The sequence below is a fragment of the Lysinibacillus sphaericus genome (genome assembly GCF_006864135.1).
GTDB lineage: Bacteria > Bacillota > Bacilli > Bacillales_A > Planococcaceae > Lysinibacillus.
In genome coordinates this window covers 50291-65242 of record NZ_SADV01000021.1, presented here as the reverse complement: position 1 = coordinate 65242, position 14952 = coordinate 50291, and the positions used below count along the sequence as shown (strand labels likewise).

Annotated in this window: 21 protein-coding genes and 3 pseudogenes; 17 read left to right on the top strand and 7 right to left on the bottom strand. The window is 33.8% G+C overall.

Going from position 1 to position 14952, the window contains the following annotated elements:
- Nucleotides 1–131: 131 nt before the first annotated feature.
- The gene (locus C7Y47_RS19205; protein WP_132358405.1) at nt 132–323 is read left to right on the top strand and encodes a hypothetical protein; all 192 of its coding nucleotides are present in this window, start codon (nt 132–134) and stop codon (nt 321–323) included.
- 206 nt (nt 324–529) lie between these two features.
- Here the strand turns inward: C7Y47_RS19205 and aac(6') are convergent, their stop codons facing one another.
- Nucleotides 530–964, bottom strand: coding sequence for an aminoglycoside 6'-N-acetyltransferase (aac(6'), locus tag C7Y47_RS19200; protein WP_142510221.1), 435 nt, complete (start codon nt 962–964; stop codon nt 530–532).
- Between the two features lie 104 nt (nt 965–1068).
- On the opposite strand from aac(6'), the pseudogene C7Y47_RS26160 reads away from it, so the two are divergent.
- From C7Y47_RS26160 to C7Y47_RS19150, 8 genes and pseudogenes are all read left to right on the top strand, one after another.
- Nucleotides 1069–1616: pseudogene (locus tag C7Y47_RS26160) on the top strand (cysteine hydrolase family protein).
- 1 nt (nt 1617) lies between these two features.
- The gene (locus tag C7Y47_RS25830) at nt 1618–1863 is read left to right on the top strand and encodes a hypothetical protein (protein ID WP_255505264.1); all 246 of its coding nucleotides are present in this window, start codon (nt 1618–1620) and stop codon (nt 1861–1863) included.
- Nucleotides 1864–2187: 324 nt separating this feature from the next.
- On the top strand, nt 2188–2763 hold the full coding sequence (locus C7Y47_RS19180) for a DNA-3-methyladenine glycosylase I (RefSeq protein ID WP_142510219.1): 576 nt from the start codon (nt 2188–2190) through the stop codon (nt 2761–2763).
- Nucleotides 2753–3436: a DUF1963 domain-containing protein gene (locus C7Y47_RS19175; protein ID WP_142510218.1), complete on the top strand. Its 684-nt coding sequence runs from the start codon at nt 2753–2755 to the stop codon at nt 3434–3436. Before C7Y47_RS19180 ends, C7Y47_RS19175 begins: the two co-directional genes overlap by 11 nt.
- 518 nt (nt 3437–3954) lie before the next feature.
- Entirely contained in the window at nt 3955–4245 is a 291-nt protein-coding gene (locus tag C7Y47_RS19165) for a hypothetical protein (RefSeq protein WP_255505263.1), read from the top strand.
- 162 nt (nt 4246–4407) lie between these two features.
- Nucleotides 4408–4797 (top strand): hypothetical protein, encoded by a 390-nt coding sequence (locus C7Y47_RS19160; RefSeq protein ID WP_142510216.1) that lies wholly within the window; start codon nt 4408–4410, stop codon nt 4795–4797.
- Nucleotides 4798–4873: 76 nt separating this feature from the next.
- Complete coding sequence (locus tag C7Y47_RS19155) at nt 4874–5494, top strand: NAD(P)-dependent oxidoreductase (RefSeq protein WP_142510215.1); 621 nt, start codon at nt 4874–4876, stop codon at nt 5492–5494.
- 663 nt (nt 5495–6157) lie between these two features.
- The gene (locus tag C7Y47_RS19150) at nt 6158–6694 is read left to right on the top strand and encodes a S16 family serine protease (protein ID WP_185903537.1); all 537 of its coding nucleotides are present in this window, start codon (nt 6158–6160) and stop codon (nt 6692–6694) included.
- 147 nt (nt 6695–6841) lie between these two features.
- Here the strand turns inward: C7Y47_RS19150 and C7Y47_RS19145 are convergent, their stop codons facing one another.
- Complete coding sequence (locus C7Y47_RS19145) at nt 6842–7684, bottom strand: M3 family metallopeptidase (protein ID WP_142510213.1); 843 nt, start codon at nt 7682–7684, stop codon at nt 6842–6844.
- 21 nt (nt 7685–7705) lie between these two features.
- Nucleotides 7706–7894, bottom strand: coding sequence for a hypothetical protein (locus C7Y47_RS19140; protein WP_142510212.1), 189 nt, complete (start codon nt 7892–7894; stop codon nt 7706–7708).
- A gap of 381 nt (nt 7895–8275) precedes the next feature.
- On the opposite strand from C7Y47_RS19140, the gene C7Y47_RS19135 reads away from it, so the two are divergent.
- The 4 genes and pseudogenes from C7Y47_RS19135 to C7Y47_RS19120 all read left to right on the top strand — a co-directional run bounded on the left by C7Y47_RS19135 (nt 8276) and on the right by C7Y47_RS19120 (nt 10012).
- Nucleotides 8276–8641: a hypothetical protein gene (locus C7Y47_RS19135; RefSeq protein WP_142510211.1), complete on the top strand. Its 366-nt coding sequence runs from the start codon at nt 8276–8278 to the stop codon at nt 8639–8641.
- Nucleotides 8628–9263 (top strand): O-methyltransferase, encoded by a 636-nt coding sequence (locus C7Y47_RS19130; protein WP_142510210.1) that lies wholly within the window; start codon nt 8628–8630, stop codon nt 9261–9263. Before C7Y47_RS19135 ends, C7Y47_RS19130 begins: the two co-directional genes overlap by 14 nt.
- Nucleotides 9264–9530: 267 nt before the next feature.
- A pseudogene (locus C7Y47_RS25825) lies at nt 9531–9710 on the top strand (SHOCT-like domain-containing protein); the annotation flags it as partial.
- Complete coding sequence (locus C7Y47_RS19120) at nt 9710–10012, top strand: hypothetical protein (RefSeq protein ID WP_142510208.1); 303 nt, start codon at nt 9710–9712, stop codon at nt 10010–10012. The pseudogene C7Y47_RS25825 and the gene C7Y47_RS19120, both read left to right, overlap by 1 nt.
- Before the next feature lie 359 nt (nt 10013–10371).
- Here the strand turns inward: C7Y47_RS19120 and C7Y47_RS19115 are convergent, their stop codons facing one another.
- The 3 genes from C7Y47_RS19115 to C7Y47_RS19105 all read right to left on the bottom strand — a co-directional run bounded on the left by C7Y47_RS19115 (nt 10372) and on the right by C7Y47_RS19105 (nt 11884).
- Nucleotides 10372–10800: a GNAT family N-acetyltransferase gene (locus C7Y47_RS19115; protein ID WP_142510207.1), complete on the bottom strand. Its 429-nt coding sequence runs from the start codon at nt 10798–10800 to the stop codon at nt 10372–10374.
- Nucleotides 10801–11104: 304 nt separating this feature from the next.
- Complete coding sequence (gene csaA, locus C7Y47_RS19110; RefSeq protein WP_142510206.1) at nt 11105–11437, bottom strand: chaperone CsaA; 333 nt, start codon at nt 11435–11437, stop codon at nt 11105–11107.
- 12 nt (nt 11438–11449) lie between these two features.
- Nucleotides 11450–11884, bottom strand: a complete 435-nt coding sequence (locus C7Y47_RS19105; RefSeq protein WP_142510205.1) for a hypothetical protein — start codon at nt 11882–11884, stop codon at nt 11450–11452.
- A gap of 277 nt (nt 11885–12161) precedes the next feature.
- On the opposite strand from C7Y47_RS19105, the gene C7Y47_RS19100 reads away from it, so the two are divergent.
- The 4 genes and pseudogenes from C7Y47_RS19100 (at nt 12162) to C7Y47_RS19085 (ending at nt 14332) form a co-directional block, all read left to right on the top strand.
- Nucleotides 12162–12899 (top strand): polysaccharide deacetylase family protein, encoded by a 738-nt coding sequence (locus C7Y47_RS19100; protein ID WP_142510204.1) that lies wholly within the window; start codon nt 12162–12164, stop codon nt 12897–12899.
- Nucleotides 12900–13061: 162 nt separating this feature from the next.
- Nucleotides 13062–13499, top strand: coding sequence for an NUDIX domain-containing protein (locus C7Y47_RS19095; RefSeq protein ID WP_142510203.1), 438 nt, complete (start codon nt 13062–13064; stop codon nt 13497–13499).
- A pseudogene (locus tag C7Y47_RS19090) lies at nt 13486–13882 on the top strand (Type 1 glutamine amidotransferase-like domain-containing protein); the annotation flags it as partial. The gene C7Y47_RS19095 and the pseudogene C7Y47_RS19090, both read left to right, overlap by 14 nt.
- 159 nt (nt 13883–14041) lie before the next feature.
- Nucleotides 14042–14332, top strand: a complete 291-nt coding sequence (locus C7Y47_RS19085; protein WP_142510202.1) for a DUF5316 domain-containing protein — start codon at nt 14042–14044, stop codon at nt 14330–14332.
- 189 nt (nt 14333–14521) lie between these two features.
- On the opposite strand, the gene C7Y47_RS25990 is transcribed toward C7Y47_RS19085, so the two are convergent.
- Entirely contained in the window at nt 14522–14764 is a 243-nt protein-coding gene (locus tag C7Y47_RS25990) for a YjcZ family sporulation protein (RefSeq protein WP_142510201.1), read from the bottom strand.
- Nucleotides 14765–14952: the final 188 nt, after the last annotated feature.

The window sequence follows — 14952 nt, the reverse complement described above, 5'->3', positions numbered from 1 at the left end:
ATTAATTAAGTCCATGTGTTATCCTATAATTAGTGAAAATAGGTCATGGAATGGTTGTATTAGTTCGCTGTTTGAGAAAAGTGAATAATGATTATAAAATAATAAATAATTAAATTGGAGGTGAAAAAAGTATGTTTGGGCTTTCGAAAGAAGAAATTATGTTATTGCTTGAGAAGGTAGGATTAGAAGAAAAACAAAAAAAAGCAATTGCGAACATTATGTATCTTAACAATGAGCGAATAGAGCAACAACTTGCATTTATTATCCACCTAGTAATGGACGAGCGCGAAAGAAACATTTCAGCCAATACATATTTAAATTAATAAATAGTACATATAATAGCCAAAATAAAAGGACTTTTAAGGTTTGTGTTCCTGTTATAGATCCTTTATATATCGAACAAATATTAATCACAAGTGTGTAAAAAAGCACTTGTGATTTTTTTCTTTTTTGCAATATTAACTGTCTATATACTCGCAGATAACAAAAATAACGAATAAGGTTATTCCGTAGGGGGATCACCTCATTTTTATAATTCCTTCGTAAAACAAATAATGCGGTTTGCTTCGGTGAAACCTAATTTAAGATGGACTGCTAGACTTTCGAGATTTTGCATTTCACAATCACTAGCGAATTCTAGACATCCTTTATGTTTAGCCCAATGCTCACAACTCTCGATCAGAAGCTTTGCAAAGCCTTTCTGCCGATATTGTTCTTTTACGAAGAGTCCTTCTAAATAGCCGACAGGGCTTGAGTGGGTACCTTCAACATAATCTGTTCGGAGTTGACATTGTGCAAAACCGACTGCTTCATCATCCACATATACCAGGAAAATCGTAGCGTTTTCAGCATTTATTAGTTGCGCCATTTCTTCGTTAAATTCATCTAACGTATGATTTGGCCAGAGTTGTAGTGCTAAAAATGATGCTGTTTGAACATCTTCTCTAGTGGCTTGTTTAATCATATTGAGTCTCCTTTGTTTAAAATGGTGAAAATTGAAACTTTTTGCTTTTTAAGAACGTAAAAATATAAAAATACAGGGAGGTTAATATTTTGAAGCACGCGTTAATGGTACTCGATATTCAAAATGATTACCTTAGTAATCAAGCCCGAATGCCTGTGGCAAAGCATCAAATTGAGCCCATTTTAAAAGGCATTAATGACCTGATAAAAAGAGCTGAAAGATCAAATGCCCCTATCCTCTATATTAGGAATGAATTTGAGCGAAAGCAAGTACTTTCCAACCTATTACGAAAATTCACTGCATTAAAAGGGAGTAAAGGTGCGGAAATGGATAAACGATTATTAAAAGCTGAGGGGGTGTATTTTTCAAAAAATAAAGCGGATGCATTTAGTAATCCTAGCTTAATGAAGTATTTAACAATAATGGCATCCACGAATTAATAGTAACGGGCGTTTTTATAGAAGGCTGTGTAACTGCAACAGTGGAAGGGGCTCTAGCTAGAAATTTTGCTGTAACTGTTGTGGGGGATGCAGTCGCAGGTGCTACTGATCAAAGTAAGGAAGCAGCCTTAATAAGGTTAGCTACACAAGACATCTTAATTCTTAGTTCGGAACAAATTTTTGAAAGTGAAAATGACAAAGGGGAAATTTGAAATGACACTTTTCCAACGATTAATTGTACAAGCTAACAATCCAAGAGGATTCATAGGCTCAATGATGCTACGAATTTTGCATAAGGGGCATAGTAGTATGAATACTTGGCTAATGAAACAGGAAGCCATAAATGATGGTGATCTTGTATTAATTGTTAGCTGTGGAGGTGGAAAAACACTTCAATCCTTATCGAATATTAATCCAAGTGGTAAAATCTATAGTATGGATGTGCAAATGGAAAAGTGATCGTGACCAAAGCAAGTGTTTCTAGCATTTCGTACACAGATTAGTTTTTTGATACGATTACAGCGTTCCAAACGCATTATTTTTTGCTGCACATAGCAGCTGTTGTGAAGGATGTATTTAGAATATTGAAGGACGATGTGAAGAATCATAATTCCGGAGCTCTATAAAATTAATTATCATATGAAAGCCTATAAAACAAATACCTGAAATCAAGTAGCTGTTTGAAAGTGTTGGGTTTTAAACCGTTACTATAAAGGAAAATACACAAAAAGGCTGGCTTTGTATAATAGGGATAAATGAATACATAAAATGGAGGATATATAAATGAAAAGATGTGAATGGGTCAAGTTAGATGAACCTTTATATGTTGAGTATCATGACAAAGAATGGGGTATTCCCGTCTATGATGATCAGTATTTATTTGAGATGCTCTGTTTAGAGGGGGCACAAGCTGGACTTAGCTGGTGGACAATTCTACAAAAAAGAGAAGGCTACCGGGCAGCTTTCGATCAATTTGATGCTTCGAAAATCATACTCTATACGGATGACAAGCTACAGGAGCTTCGTCAGGATTCTCGCATCGTACGTAATAAGCTTAAAATTGCTAGTGTTGTGACGAATGCTCAAGCCTTTCTACGGATACAAGAGAAATACGGCTCCTTCTCTAAGTATATTTGGGAATTTGTGGATCATCAGCCGATTAGCAATGAATGGCCATCCATAGCTGATGTACCTGCTACAACAGAAATTAGTGAACGAATGAGCAAGCAATTAAAAAAAGACGGCTTTAAATTTGTTGGAAGTACGATTTGCTATTCATTTATGCAGGCAACAGGAATGGTTAATGATCATGTCGTAGATTGTATTTGTCGAAGTGAGGGATCAGCTAATGGAAATTGATGATATTAAGGCACAGCTAGTGAGACAGGCAACGATTTTTGAAACAGGTGGGTTTAGACCTACATATGACCTGCTAGAAAGCTGGATTGGCTATGTTGGATGGTCTTTACCTGAGGAACAGAGGCCACAAGGGTTTCAGCCACTAGCGACCTTATTTTTAAAGGACCTTTCTTTTGTGCCTGCGTCACTAAAGCATATTGAACTGCTAACATTATTTATCAATGATGAAATATTTGATCACCTCATAGAAGATGATCTTAGCCGTTTTTTTGAAATAAGAGCATATACCTCAATAGAAGGGTTAATCCAGCAAAATTGGCAGCATGACCGTATTCGCGCTTTTCCGCTTATTCCAAAACATATTGATAATGATTATCCAACATGGGATGGAGGTGGGATTCCATCTGATGTGGAGGATGAAATTTTAAGGTTAGAGCACGAGGAGGATTTTGAATACATCGATGATATTGTAGAGGAAATATACGCTATTCATAAAATAGGTGGCTATCCAGCGTTTTGTCAAAGTGGTCATGATTACGGTGAGGACTTTCCCTTTGTATTACAGATTGCCTCAGACGAGAAGGCATATTTCAATATCGTCGATAATGGAAATTTCTATTTCTTTTTTAATCCAAAACTACAAGAATGGCGTGTTCATTGCGATTTTTATTAGCAGTGAAATCATAAATCATAAGATAGATGTTACAAACAAACATCTATTGATGACATGATTAGGAGGAATAATGATGAGGAGGCAAACTTCTGAAATTAGCAAAGTAAAGAAGGTGAGGAAAATGGAAAACAAAACAGTTATTAAGAGCGGAATTAGTTTTGGCTCCGTATTAGCCATTACTATTTCCTGGAGTGTAAATCATTCCATTATATGGGCAATCATCCATGGTTGTTTAAGTTGGTTGTATGTGATTTATTACGCACTAATAAGATAAATAATGTTTTAATGTGAAATCCAATGATAAAAGCGGGATGAATGTGGAACCTGACACTGTGCAATTGTTTAACGATACATTGAATCGAATACATACAATAGAGAATGTGTGCTTTGTTCATAACTTTTGAGCATTTAGCATAAATAACTAAGTGCTCGTTTTTCGATGAAAAGCTCATATTAAGAAAGATTACTAACATCTTTCCATGTATCGTAGAAGAAAGGTTGATAGGATGACACATCAAGTGACCGCCACAAGCAATATTGATTTTAATGCTACAGGTGTTGATGAAATATTACAAAATGTAGCTTTTATATTATCTACTTTCGTAATATCTTGCCCTTTTTACAGAGATTATGGTTTAAGACTAGACACGCTTCCACCTTTCCAGCTTGTCAAAAGACGTAACACCGCACGTCTTTTGGAAAGCATTCAACGTTTCGTGCCACGAGCTATAGTAATAGATGTTGATTATGTTGGGGATGCATATGTAGGAAAATTAGAACCTGTTGTGAAAGTAATCGTAAACGAATAAACGATTAAGGTAAATATTGTCCCCTTGCTAGGCTATCTAAATGTTAGTCTGGCAAATATTATGGGGATTATTAAACAAATATTTCATATTGGGCCAGTGAGATTCATTCATTATTTAATATGATAAGCGTATTCTATTAAAAAGATGAAATGGAGAGAACATATGAGAGGATTAATAAAAGGCCTTTTTATTTTATTTTCCTTGATGTTAGTAACTGCAGCATTGCTAAAATATAATCAACCTTCATATGAAAGACCCATTCAAAAAAATCCCGATACAAATTATAGTGAAGAAATTGGTGAAAAATTACAAAGCACGAATTTTACACAAAAAATTATAGTAGCGTTACGAGCAGCAGGCTATTTTCCAGATAGTACAATCGGCTACTTAATTGAAACTCCGAGCAATCAACTAATAACGATACAATTACATAATTTAGATAAACTCGAAAAGAGTACAGAAAGCGAAATCCAAAATATCGTCAATAGTATCGCGGAAACTAATGATCTTCAGCTATTTATCGTTAATATCAGACTTACTGATGTTCATTAACAACGCTTAAGGATAAGAGACCTCTAAATCGTTACAGAACATTTGTATGCTATAATCAAGAAACGAGGTGATCATAGTGAGAATTTTAGTTTTAGGTGCCACTGGACGCGTTGGTAGCCATATAGTTTCCCTAGCGTTACGAGATAAACATAGCGTTACAGCTTTAGTTCGTCACCCAAATAAACTAAAAATAAATGATGAAAATTTACATATTGTACAAGGAAATGTTTTAGAAAAACAAGATATAGCAAAGGTCATGGCGAATGTAGATATTGTAATTAGTGCATTAAATACTGATGGCACAAATACATTAACTGAAAGTATGCCGCTAATTCTTGATGCAATGGAAAAAGAGCATGTGAAAAGAATGATAACTGTCGGAACAGCTAGTATTCTACAAAGTCGATTGACACCAAGTATTTTACGTTATCAATCGAGCGAATCAAAAAGAAAAACAACCTTTGCGGCAGAGGAGCATCATAAAGTCTATCATTTATTGAAAAACTCTAATACTGATTGGACAATTGTCTGTCCGACATACTTACCGGATGGTGAATATACGGGCACTTATCGTATCGAACGAGACTTTTTACCGGATGGTGGGGTAGAAATATCTGTAGCAGATACCGCAGAGTTTGCCTATCTACAAATTCAGAGTAAAGAATATGTGAAATCGCGTGTAGGTATTGCGTATTAGATTTTCAAACAAATACGTAATTAAATTATAAGAAGAGACAAAAAGAGACTGAAAAAAAACATGTTTTAAAGGTTGGTAGAACTTTGTTCAGCTTTAGGGGGGCGTTAATCGAAAAGGGTTAACGCTTTTTTTGTTGTTCAGGAAATTAAAAAAATATGAAAGTGTGTAATGTAGGGAAGAAGTAAGAATCAATTAGATTTTCGAATAAGAAGGATTATCAAAGGATTTCAGGAATAAATAAATTGGGATGTTAAAGATTAAAATCCTAAATTTAAAATTAGACAAATATTAAAGTAAGGAGTGAAGAATATTTCTAATCGCAAAATAAGTTTGCTTTATATCGTGACTTTCTTTTTTGTATTTCTCTATTATGGTGTCATTTTATTTTTGTATCTTCAAGATATAATAGGCGGAATTTCTTTTGTTATTTTACTATTGATTAATTTTATCATCTTATTAATAGCTCGGATCTTACTGAGAAACAAACTATATAAAAGAAGAATCATGCACGCTACTTATATAATGTTCTTGCTATTTTGTTTCGAATTCCCCCTTATATTTTATGAAGGAACTTCTCATGTCGCATACATATACACAGAGCCATTACATGCCAAAGGTAGTGAAATTTATTTAATCGGCGTAAATAGAGTAGATTTTCAATTTATGACGAGTATTCAATCTGTTGAAGATCTTTTAAATAAACAACAAGTGCCTTTTGTAAATGTGGATGAAATTACGAATTTAGTTCTTTATAAGAGCAAAAACCAGCAAATTTTAAAGTGGCTTCATCTTCAGAAGAATGAATTAGAGCAAATGAAAGACAACGTTAATCATTATCTAGGTAAAGAAGATGTACGTATGAATGAATTTTTTAATCAAGATAATATTGGTGGAAATAGTGCTGGGTTAGGGCTAGCACTAACAGGGCTCATTATACGAGGCGATTTACAAAACAACGTAGCCATTGCAGTGACTGGAGCAATAAGCGAAACGGGTGACGTCCTACCTATAGGGATACTAAAAGAAAAAATGCTAATCGCAGAGAAATACGGTTTACCTTTCATGATTATTCCCACAAAAAATGCAGAAGAAGCCGCACAGATTCAAAAGGATCAAAATATCAACATGAAAATTTTGAATGTGTCTCATATTGATGAAGCTGTTCAACTAATTAATAAGATGAACGATAAAACAAAATAAAAGTTATTAGAATATTACTTGAGTAGAGGAAAGGCGTCTAGAAACGTCTTTTTCTTTTCTTCCATAGACAAAAAGGTCATCTTCAGAAAGATGACCTCAAAAGATTTGCTAAAAAAATCGTAGTCATTTGCATTATAAATGGTTAATTCATCCATTTTTCTTTGTCATTTTGGTTAACTGTTGATAAATAATATCCTGATAGTTAACGTTTCGCCATAATGTAATAACATCCAATTCTTCAAGTTCTTGAAGGCAACTTTGTATGAATTCATATGCGATAAAATAAGCTAAGCGATGAATACCAAATCGTTTACCTCCATTAATAGAGAACCATTCAAGATAAACTGCTCTTGAAGTTAAATCGCTTAAAAACGCTTCAATAATTATTTGTTTATTATTTGTAGCAAATGTTATCCACTCTAAGTCTTCTTGAAACGCAAAGTATTCATCTTTCCTCGCACGTACCACCTTTGTAGAAAAATACGTTGCAATACCTTCCTGCAAAAGCCAAGTGAATGGGCTCTCCCAGTCTACCATTGTCCAATCAACACCGCTTCTTTCGGATAATAAATGGTGTAAAGCGTGCCCAAACTCATGAGCAATAATAATTTGTAAATGGCGATCTTGAGGGGAAAGTTTCTCTAAACAAAATGCAATTTCGGGTATGATTTGTCGGTAAGTAAAAGCATTACTTCCGTATAAACCTATAATCAAATGTACATCTTTTGTAAATGCGATATCGTACATCTGCTCATAGTCCCTTGCAATATCACTAATAAGCTTAGGCATTTTATCTTTTATTTCAATGAACGTTGAAATCTTTTCTTGGTGCTTTGGAATAGCCATTTTCATTTTTTTATCTACATTATGGCAATGATATCGAAAGTATTCTTCAAAATGGCTCGCATGCTTTTCATAATATTTCTTTAAATAATCGATGGTAGGCAGATAATTATCGGTGAAATCTGTCACTGTATCATGAATGAACATGTTCGTCTCCTTTCAAAGAAATCAGCCCTCAGATAGAATTAAATATCGTTTAACCACATTGTCAAATTTTACGATGAAAATATCATCACGTTTTTTTACAGAATAAATTTTTGCACCAATTGGTAAAAGGCTGGCTGTACCATTTTTAAAATCCTCAGCTTTAGTTGCATTAAATTCGATCTCACCAATATATTTTTTCATTGAGTTCAAGTTTATCAATCCATTCTATATTGGTTTGTAAAATGTTCCCTTCCCACTGAAAAATATCTGCATGGTCGTCCAATCTTAAAACTTCTGCTGCCTCAGGTTTTTTAGATTCAAAAGTATCTACTGTTACTGTTTCATTACAAAAAAATAAACAATAATACTACCTTTTCACGTATGACATGCTACTAAACGAATTTCCCTTCCAAATTAATTTGGCTGATACATACAGTTTAATGGAAAAACTAGAAGAGGTAAATATTTCAAACTACTTATAGGTAAAGTAATGGGAAAATGAATAAAGATAATTGACAAAATGTATACGTTTGTATACAATCAAAATGGACTTAAGTGTATACGAATGTATACGATGAAAGGGGTTTAAAAATGAGAAGTGAAAAAATGAAGGAATTTAGGGAAGAGGGACATCATCGTGGGGGACGTTACAGAGGAAGAGATGGCTCTCATCAACGAGGACCTAAAACTTTCCGACGTGGAAGAGCCATTGCTTTTTTAGAGATGATGAAGTTAAAGCGTACAACGATTAAGCAACAATTAGAGCAACCAGAGTTTCAATCTATTCAGCCAATATTAGTGGGTGAATTAAAAGCCATTGATATGGTCATCAATGAGTTCATTCAATTATTTGAAATACATGAAAGTGAAACAATGGCTCCATCTGACAGTGAAGAAGATAATGAAAAATCTTTAAAAAATGATGAGGAAGGGAATAACCTGAATGAAAATAATTAATCAGTACATTGATGCCGTGTTTTATAACGAAGATGCTATTTTAGAAGAGGTCATTACATCTATTGAAGAAAACGCAATGCCCGCCATTTCTGTTTCTCCTTCCTCTGGAAAACTTTTAACAATGCTTGTCACAATGACAGGAGCTAAAAACATTCTTGAAGTAGGGGCTCTCGGTGGATACAGTGGAATTTGTCTAGCAAGAGGGTTCGGCAGTGCTGGAAAATTAACCTCTCTAGAATTAGAGGAAAAATACGCACAGTTAGCATATGGTAATTTATCGAAGGCAGGTTTTGGTGAACAGGTAACCTATATAACAGGACCTGCATTGGAAAGTCTTGAAAAACTAGTACAAAGAAATGAGCGATTCGATTTTTTCTTTATCGATGCTGATAAGGATAATTATGAAAACTATTTAAATTACTGTGTACAGCTAGCAAATCCCGATGCAATCATAGTTACTGACAATGTGCTTGCTGCAGGAAGTGTGGCAGATCCAAATGCCAAACCAAAACGATATACGGAAATAATGAAGAAATTCAATGAAGCAGTAGCGAACCACCCTCAATTAGAGTCGATTATTATTCCAATTGGTGATGGTATGACACTTTCACAAGTGAAGTAATAAGGGTCGTTTTAATACGAGGAGGCACTGACGGTTTGCATGTTAGTGCTTTTTTGCTTCTTAGCCTACAAGTATAAACCAATTAAATATCCACCCGGCAGCCTCCTAAGATTCCTACTATAATTAAGACAAGTCCATGCTTTTACAGATGATCCTCATTTTTTAAAACAATGCCCATTCAAACGACAATAATTCCACAAAACATTTGAACAAATGATAAACCTAGCATTAGCCCAACGGAAAGTTTCTACGTCTAAAAAACTGTTCTCATATCCGACTGTAAGGACTAAATTAGATACTTTAATTAAAAAAATTGAACTGAATAGCAATACGGAAGACCTGGAGTTTGTAAATATGATTAAAAATTTGGTTATTGATGAACGGTTGAGTTTAGAGACGGCAAAAATGATTATTGATAAATATAAAAGCGAAAGGAATGATGAATAATGGATCCAAATTATAAATGGTTGATAGCCATTTTAATAGCCATTGTAATAATAGGAGTTCAATCTTTTTTATCTAGAAGAGCCAACGTTTACTTTGGAGCAATTGTACCTATTCTGTATTTAGTTTTTATTTTTGGATGGTGGATAACTAGAACGGGAAATGTCAATATATCTTCACTCATTAAAGTTGCAGTTGCTGGTACGTTGTTTTTATTAGGAACTTGGGCTAAAGGAAGGGAATCTCTAAAAAATAAAAGAAAGAAAGAATTGGAAAAAATGAAGTTACATGATATTCATTATTAAATTTTTAGGGAATATTTTGATCAAACTTTTTTAAAGGTATGCTTTTATTTGAAACAAATGGATCGACAAGCTTTAAAGGTGTGGCTACCAAATATCTTGATAATTAACTAGCTTGGTTCTTTTTTGTCGATCGTCGTAGTAATAAAAACACCAAGAAATGACAGATACCTATGATAGTTTAAGTCTTTCATAATTCAGTATCTAAATTATCTTAATTCAAATCTAAGCACAAATTCAAAATGGCATTATTATTAAAAAATTTAGGGAACCATTTAGGTATCCCTAAATTTTTTAATATGAAAATCAATATTAAAATTTAACATAGCCTATGAATAAAGTAGCGGGATGGCCTCTGCTAATTACGTTAAGACTAGATGAAGTATTGGATAATGGCGACCTGAACTGTCTGTTGGTTCTTCACTAACAATAGTAAAACCGTTTTTCAAATAAAACATCTTTGCGTTTTCATTGTCTTTGTTGACATCAACAGACCTTATATTAAAATCTCTAATGAGTTGTTGTATTAATTGTTTTCCATAACCTTTTCCAATCTCAGCAGGTTCTAAAAATAGCATTTCTAAGTGCTGATTATTCGTCCCAGAAAAACCTATCAATTCATTTTCCACATACCAAAGTCTCACATCAAGATGTGGGAAATACATAGGAATTTCCTGTTTAATGTCTTCCTTATCTTTTAAACTTAAAAAATCGTGGGTTTTGGTAACGGATCTATCCCAAAGATTTATAATAGTTTCATAGTCATTAGTTGTGGCTTGTCTGTTTTTCATAATGTTCTCTCCTTTTTATCTTCATTATCACGCTCCTTTCTCTTTTTTATTGGAAGATTTTAATGATGTAGCACCAATCATAATAAATTTTCATTTTCTATGATCCTCTCGATTTAGGGAATTTGTTCTTCTTATAATTTAGATGTTACAAAATAAGAAAAGGGCCACATTAGTGACCTTTAGTATCAAATCAGGAGGTATAAGGCAAAATTAGCTTTACATTATTATATATATGATGTAGAAGAAATTAAGGCTAGTTTTATGCCTGTGACATAGTTTCATTTTTTATCAAAAAATCCTAGCATTAACTAATTTTAGTTCCGTTTGGTACAGGCTGATCAGGAGCTAATAAAATCACATCTCCTTCTACAGGAACGCCGCCAATTACTAAAACTTCAGATTTAAAGCCTGCCACACGACGGGGAGGGAAATTAACGATCGCTACTACTTGCGTATTCATAATTCCTTCTGGCGTATAGCGTTTTGTAATTTGAGCAGAGGATTGCTTAATGCCAAGATCTTCTCCAAAATCAATTTTCATTTTAATAGCAGGAACCCTCGCTTGTGTAAGTTCTTCGGCTTGGATAACAGTACCAATTCTAATATCAAGATTCACAAAATCTTCTATAGTTGCCATGAAAAATACTCCTTACTTTTCAATTTGTATAAAGTCTTGTAAATTCTTTTCGATCAAAGTATTTATTTTTTCTATAGTAGTTGGATAAATGTTTTCGAATATTGCATATAGCGATTCAAATGATGCATGGAGCTCTTTGTTATGATTTAATTCATCGCGAGTGATTGTAAAATTTTCTAATGTAGTAGGGTGATTATGTTGTTTCAGTTCCCGTTCAATTTTCTCCAGGAGTAAAAGAAAAGGTTCATCATTAAAATACTTAAAACAGGCTTTGATAGCTGCCCAATTTTTAGGCTGAGCCATGAAATAAGCACACCACCAATAAAATTCGATAAGAGATTTACTAATATGGTTATAATAAACATAAAACATAAATAATGCTCTTTGGCCTTCCGTAAGTTCTTCATAAAAACGTTCTTTTACACCGATATTAGTTTCTTCGGACATTCTTACCTTATAGATCTGAATGAGTGGTTCGAAACACCTTTGACTTAGATTGGAGCTGTTAAACTCGAAATCCTCTTCTTTCACCGTTATTATCAAAATAATCACACTCCTTCCAAATAATATAACATTTTTAGGATTAGAATGTGTAGCGGTATTTACATTCAATTTGGATTGTTATTGGTTTTATATACAATTAAAAGAACAAAAATAAAAGCATTTTTTAGTTTAAACCTCAAATAATAATGATTAGAAATAATTATTTGCAGGAGGTGAAAACTTGAGGAAATACTATCTGCTGATTACATTATGCTTTTTCGGGTTATTTTTATTTTTTGTTAATGAAAAATCTTTTGCAGACAAGGGAAGGAAGTATTACGAAGAGGCAGGACAAATTTTGTGGGATATTAATACGGATGAGAAAGTGATCGCCTTAACCTTTGATGATGGTCCTCATAAAAAGTACACACCTGACATTTTAGATATATTAGACAAGTACAATGCAAAGGCCACATTCTTTATTGTGGGTGAAAATGCAGAAAAAAATCCAGGGCTTGCTTTACGTATACATGAAGAAGGTCACGAACTAGCCATCCACACCTATACGCATCCTTTTAGAACGAATGTTTCCAATTTGATGAAAGAAATAAAACAAACACATGCAACAATTTATGGTATTACAGGTTATGTCCCTGTTTTATTTAGACCCGTTGAAGGCCAATACACGGATTCCATGATTGATGCAATTTCAAAAGAAGGGTATAAAGTTGTCATGTGGTCATGGCATTTAGATACATTTGATTGGAAAAGTCCTGGAGAAAAGAAAATTGTCAATACTGTGTTAAAAGGTGCTAAGCCTGGAAGTGTCGTGTTATTTCATGATGGCGGTGGAAATCGTGAGCAAACTGTGAAAGCATTAGAAAAAATCTTACCAAAGCTTGAAGAGCAGGGATATAAATTTGTAACGATATCTGAACTACTCGAGATTCAAAAATTAAGTAATAAGGAAGGAAAATAAATATAGGCAGGGCTCATTTTGTGCCTTGCTTTTTTGTATTTGAACCCTGTGTATTTATATCCGAGGGAATAATGTAAAATAAGGATGTTTATGGTTATTTTAGTCTTTAATTGTGAAAAAGAATGTTTTAGGGATCTACAACAAGGAAAGAGGGTATCAATTATGAATGATTACATTAAAACGATGAGACAAATGATCGGGTATGAAATTCTATTGACTATTGACTGTGGAGCAATAATTGAAGATGATAGGGGGCGTATTCTTTTACAAAAAAGGACTGACGGTGATATTTGGGGAATCCAAGGAGGTATCTTGGAAATCGGAGAAACTTTTGAAGAGACTGTTAAAAGGGAAGTTTTTGAAGAAACAAATCTTATCCTGAACAATATTACATTGTTTGGATTATATTCTGGTAAAAATGGTTTTGCAGAGTACTCAAATGGAAATAAAGTTTTTAGTGTTCAAATAATTTTTTACACAAGCGATTATAAAGGTACTTTACAAATCAATGATGAAAGTAGTCTTAATCCTCACCAATCCTCATTTATTAAGGATTGGAGAAATAGTATACCTACACCGCTTTTCTATGGAGCCCCATAATCCATTATTAGATACATATATTTTACAGCAATCTAACAAAGCCAATTCTAAGCTTTGCTTTGTTCCTACTGCAAGCGGAGACTCAGAAAATTATATTGCAAAGTTTAATTCTTTTTTTAACTCACATCAATGTATTCCGTCCCGCTTATCACTTTTTTCACCTCCAACTCGAGATTTAGAAAGTTTTATTATGGAAAAAGATATTATTAATGTTGGGGGGTAATACTAAAAACCTTTTAGCTTTATGGAAAGAGTGGTCGTTAGATAGCATTTTTAAGACAGCTTGGCATGGGGGAATTCTTTTAACAGGCATTAGTGCTGGTTCAATTTGTTGGTTCGAGGAAGGAATAACAGATTCATTTGGAGGAGAATTAGAGCCGATAACATCTGAATCTTGAATAAGCTTATTTTTTGAAGTTGTCATTAAAACCATCCATACCTATTCTTAGTGTGTATAATATAAAAAAAACCTTAGAAATGATTACAAAAAAATGAAACAGAAAATGGTAATCAAACGTAAAATAACGTAGGGGGGATATGGGGTGAAATATGTATTAATTGGTGTTTTCTTATCACTTTGCGGTGTTTTGATATCGATGATGTTATGGGGAATGGAAAAAATTTATTTAGTTTCAGGCACGGTTGGCTGTATCTTCATTGTCATTTCAATGATTTTTTCAGGGTCTATGGTTAGTGGGGATCGGATGAGGGCAAATATTGCTACCGAAACAACAGAACATCGGGATGAACGCAATAAAATTACTTTAAATTCCTTATACATTGCCTTACCAAATATTATTGTAGCGGTTTTATTATATTATTTAAGTAAATGATAAATAAAAGGTCACTCGGACAAAAGTGACCTTTTTGTTTTAACTGTAGTATGTTAGGCTGGTTAGTTCCTTCTATTACTAGGTATTTGAAATTTAGCAACAGAGTTTATGGAAATGATTAATTGTGACAATGATAAATAGCATTAACTTTTTTCGTTATTCATCTGATTAACGAAAGTATTGGGAAAATTAATAGACGAATGTTGCGCCAACAATAATTAAAAGAATGAATAGAACGACTATTAATGCGAATGCTGAACCATGTCCTCTGCCATGGCCATAACCATAGTATCCGCCGCAGCCACCGCCGCCATAGCTACCGCCGCCGAAGCTACCGCCGCCATAGCCACCGCCGCCGAAGCCACCACCGCCGAAGCCACCGCCATAGCCTCCGTAACAACAGTTACCATAATTTCCACCGTAATATCCCATGAAATATCCCTCCCTTCTACAATCTATAATATGTCTTGGTGTAGAAAGGAGGGGAGGTATTCATCTTGGTTTTACTCAGTTTGAATTAAAAATCCGAAAAATTAATGATGATGAATTACTGAATTTCAAAATGGGATAGCTATGAATAGTGTTCCTTGGAATTTCGGAAATTATTAGGAAATGAAGTA

Coding starts and splice junctions, on each gene's coding strand:
- C7Y47_RS19205 (WP_132358405.1), top strand. CDS start 132: ATGTTTGGGCTTTCGAAAGAAGAAATTATGTTATTGCTTGAGAAGGTA.
- C7Y47_RS25830 (WP_255505264.1), top strand. CDS start 1,618: ATGACACTTTTCCAACGATTAATTGTACAAGCTAACAATCCAAGAGGA.
- C7Y47_RS19180 (WP_142510219.1), top strand. CDS start 2,188: ATGAAAAGATGTGAATGGGTCAAGTTAGATGAACCTTTATATGTTGAG.
- C7Y47_RS19175 (WP_142510218.1), top strand. CDS start 2,753: ATGGAAATTGATGATATTAAGGCACAGCTAGTGAGACAGGCAACGATT.
- C7Y47_RS19160 (WP_142510216.1), top strand. CDS start 4,408: ATGAGAGGATTAATAAAAGGCCTTTTTATTTTATTTTCCTTGATGTTA.
- C7Y47_RS19150 (WP_185903537.1), top strand. CDS start 6,158: ATGACGAGTATTCAATCTGTTGAAGATCTTTTAAATAAACAACAAGTG.
- C7Y47_RS19145 (WP_142510213.1), bottom strand. CDS start 7,684: ATGTTCATTCATGATACAGTGACAGATTTCACCGATAATTATCTGCCT.
- C7Y47_RS19135 (WP_142510211.1), top strand. CDS start 8,276: ATGAGAAGTGAAAAAATGAAGGAATTTAGGGAAGAGGGACATCATCGT.
- C7Y47_RS19130 (WP_142510210.1), top strand. CDS start 8,628: ATGAAAATAATTAATCAGTACATTGATGCCGTGTTTTATAACGAAGAT.
- C7Y47_RS19120 (WP_142510208.1), top strand. CDS start 9,710: ATGGATCCAAATTATAAATGGTTGATAGCCATTTTAATAGCCATTGTA.
- C7Y47_RS19115 (WP_142510207.1), bottom strand. CDS start 10,800: ATGAAAAACAGACAAGCCACAACTAATGACTATGAAACTATTATAAAT.
- csaA (WP_142510206.1), bottom strand. CDS start 11,437: ATGGCAACTATAGAAGATTTTGTGAATCTTGATATTAGAATTGGTACT.
- C7Y47_RS19105 (WP_142510205.1), bottom strand. CDS start 11,884: ATGTCCGAAGAAACTAATATCGGTGTAAAAGAACGTTTTTATGAAGAA.
- C7Y47_RS19095 (WP_142510203.1), top strand. CDS start 13,062: ATGAATGATTACATTAAAACGATGAGACAAATGATCGGGTATGAAATT.
- C7Y47_RS25990 (WP_142510201.1), bottom strand. CDS start 14,764: ATGGGATATTACGGTGGAAATTATGGTAACTGTTGTTACGGAGGCTAT.